This window comes from Candidatus Thiosymbion oneisti (genome assembly GCF_900092655.1).
Taxonomy (GTDB): domain Bacteria; phylum Pseudomonadota; class Gammaproteobacteria; order Chromatiales; family Chromatiaceae; genus Thiosymbion; species Thiosymbion oneisti.
Map to the genome: position 1 here is coordinate 1 of NZ_FLUY01001457.1, position 2,756 is coordinate 2,756.

Genomic DNA, 2,756 nt, shown 5'->3' on the forward strand with positions numbered 1-2,756 from the left:
GGAGCGTGGGAACGAGCCATGAGGGCATCGTGGCCGCTCATTCGCTCCATAACTCGTTGTTTTAGATTGCAATAATGGGGGGATACCTCAGGGATAGACCCTGAAGTATCCCCCCGAAATCCACCCTCCGCGATCTGCCGGTCGCCTGGCATTAGGATTTCTGGTTTGATCGCTCGTACAAAACCGAAGCCGTTGGCACCGATCGGGCTCGCCAGAGATCGAATGGGGATGTGCCTTCCGAGTTGCGGGCCGTCACTTGCGGGACCACATCGGCAAATAGAGTATCAGCGGCTGATCCTCACAGAGTCTAAACCCGAAGGCTTGGTAGAACCGCGAGGCTCGGTTGCGCTTGGCGTCCACGATGATGCCGGCGCTGCCGACAGCCTGAGCCGCGCCCTTTGCGCGATTCACGGCATCGGCCAACAGCAGTCGCCCCAACCCCTGACCCTGCATATCGATCCGGGTCGCCAAACGACCCAGCCGCGTGACAGGGATCCGGCGTGGATATCGTTTCACTACACCGGCAGGGAGATCGCCGATCGAGACATGGGCCGAAGCCATGGCATAGAAGCCGAGAATGCTGTCGGCACCGACACCTTCATAGCCGGCATTGCGGAATGCCGCAACTGATTGGTCATCGTTTGGAACCGCGACGAAGGAGCGCGAGATTCCCTTACGCTGGTGTTGTAAGGCGATTTGCCTCAACCACTTATCGAGTGCCTCGATGCCGCAGTCAAACGCGTTTCTGTCGTGGTCTCCAGTCAAGGGTTCCAGTCTGATCATCGCGTCGCGTCAGGTAGTCTTCGAGGGCCGCCGTCAATTCGTCGTTCGGCGGCGGGGGGGCGTCGAGCGCGCGCAGGAATGCTTCCGCGTCGCGTGCGGATAGCCGGATGACGCGCTCCTGTTCAATGACGCGTTCGGCCTCGCACAACGCCGTCTGTACGATGAACTGGTTCACGGTGGCACCCACGATGCCTGCAGCCATCTCCAGGGTTTCCCGGACCTGGATCGGAACGCGTGCCGTGACGCGCCCACGATCGGCGGATACGGAAGTCAATGGGAATGCCTCTTCGGACGGATCGGATAACAGGGCCAGACTCGAATCGACCCTTTCGATCATCCTCGACATATTCCTCCAGGATCTCCGCGGTGACGAGCCAATCGAGTCCGGGTTGAGCGACACACCACAGCAGCACCTGCTCGGGCAACCGGTCGCGAATCGCGGCGGACACCAGCACGCTGGTGTCGATTACGACCCTCAGCGACCGTTCCGATAGGCGTCGATCTCCTTGATGATATCCTCATCAGTGATCGATCGGGACTGAGGCAAGCCCTGGATGTGCTTGAAAAGTGCGCGCCAGCTTTCCACCTCTCCGGTCTCGGGGCTCTGATCAACGACCAGTACCTCGACCATAGCCCCGTGCGAAACGGAAGCTGCTCCAGGACGACTCGACCGGACGGTTCCACTTCGACAGTTCCCGAAGGAGTCGGTTGCGTTTAAACAGCAGCCGAAATTAGAGTCGAAACAGCTTAAAAAACCACCGGGCGCAGACTATTCCACACTGCTACACTGCCGGTGACCGGTGACCGGTGACCGGAAGCTGGAAGCAACGGTGATTGAGGCTTTACCCTGTACGCTTTTGCGGTTCAAATACTCAGGGACCGGGGGCTGGTCGAGGACCACCTTCTGTCTCCCGAGATGGATGGACAAACGACACTCGCGGAGGTCGCCCACAGCGCGGCCGGCGAGTTTCCCAAGATTTGGTAGCTACGAGATGATGACCCGAAAATTTGTAAGTATGGCTCTTTTGCTATCACTGACCTGGCCCCTGGCCGGCGCCGGCGAAGAGATGGCTCAACCACAACCAGCCGACGCAGAGGCTAAACCACAACCAGCCGACGCAGAGGCCCAACCACAATCGGCCGACGCAGAGGCCCAACCACAGCCGCCCAAGGTAGAGGCTCATGGGGACTGGGCGTTGCAATGTCCGGAAAGTGCTCCCTGTTTCCTCATGCAACGGGTTTTTCTCGAGGAGAATAAAGAAAAACCGCTGATAAGTGTTGTCCTGCAGTTTTCAGGTAAGCCGTCGCGCCTGCTGATCGCAATACGAACTCCTTTGGAAGTCATGCTCATGCCGGGGATCGAGTTCGGCGTGGACGAGGTAAAATCCAACACCCACCCCTTCCATCATTGCCGATCCGAGGGTTGTCTGGCCATCTTCCCCATATCGAAGAAACTCCGAAAAAACCTTAAGTTAGGGAAGCAGGCAAACATCGGTTACAGCCTTACCAACGGCAAGAAATACAGCATCCCAGTGTCTTTAACAGGGATAACCGCAGGCTTACAAGCGCTGGAAGATGCGGCGAAAGGTGCGAAGAACAGCAAGTAGGCTACCGGCTGCCAGCCGCCGGCTACCGGTCGTTAGCTGTTGCAGGAGTGCTGGCCCCCACACTCCAGCCCAATGCCATTATTAAGGCACGGTCTGGGTTATTTGTCGCGCAACCCTAATCGGACAGGATTTACAGGATTACACAGGATTCTTGCATTTTAGATACAAGTTCTTGTTAATCCTGGGAATCCTGTACTATTCCTCGATAAATTCGATTTGCGTCCATTCTGCATTCATTTGCGGATCAAAATCCCCTGAATGCGAACAAACCAAATCTCGTGTTCTGGTGGTGGTTAATATTTAAATGATTTGTTGGGCACGCCGCCGTCCAAAGATGCGGTTCGCGGCCTGCCCCTTGTCTGTTGT

At 57.0% G+C, this 2,756-nt stretch carries 4 protein-coding genes; 1 reads left to right on the forward strand and 3 read right to left on the reverse strand.

What is annotated here, in order from left to right:
• Positions 1-252: 252 nt before the first annotated feature.
• The 3 genes from BQ17_RS15090 to BQ17_RS15100 form a co-directional block, all read right to left on the reverse strand.
• The gene (locus BQ17_RS15090; RefSeq protein ID WP_089728438.1) at positions 253-783 is read right to left on the reverse strand and encodes a GNAT family N-acetyltransferase; all 531 of its coding nucleotides are present in this window, start codon (positions 781-783) and stop codon (positions 253-255) included.
• Entirely contained in the window at positions 734-1,120 is a 387-nt protein-coding gene (locus BQ17_RS15095) for a type II toxin-antitoxin system TacA family antitoxin (RefSeq protein ID WP_176722455.1), read from the reverse strand. Before BQ17_RS15095 ends, BQ17_RS15090 begins: the two co-directional genes overlap by 50 nt.
• Positions 1,121-1,258: 138 nt before the next feature.
• On the reverse strand, positions 1,259-1,414 hold the full coding sequence (locus tag BQ17_RS15100; RefSeq protein ID WP_256091622.1) for a hypothetical protein: 156 nt from the start codon (positions 1,412-1,414) through the stop codon (positions 1,259-1,261).
• Positions 1,415-1,775: 361 nt separating this feature from the next.
• On the opposite strand from BQ17_RS15100, the gene BQ17_RS15105 reads away from it, so the two are divergent.
• Entirely contained in the window at positions 1,776-2,390 is a 615-nt protein-coding gene (locus tag BQ17_RS15105) for an invasion associated locus B family protein (protein WP_176722456.1), read from the forward strand.
• The last annotated feature ends 366 nt before the right edge of the window (positions 2,391-2,756 follow it).

Bases quoted from the DNA above. Each gene is read 5' to 3' on its own strand.
- BQ17_RS15090 (WP_089728438.1), bottom strand. From the start codon at position 783: ATGATCAGACTGGAACCCTTGACTGGAGACCACGACAGAAACGCGTTT.
- BQ17_RS15095 (WP_176722455.1), bottom strand. From the start codon at position 1,120: ATGATCGAAAGGGTCGATTCGAGTCTGGCCCTGTTATCCGATCCGTCC.
- BQ17_RS15100 (WP_256091622.1), bottom strand. From the start codon at position 1,414: ATGGTCGAGGTACTGGTCGTTGATCAGAGCCCCGAGACCGGAGAGGTG.
- BQ17_RS15105 (WP_176722456.1), top strand. From the start codon at position 1,776: ATGATGACCCGAAAATTTGTAAGTATGGCTCTTTTGCTATCACTGACC.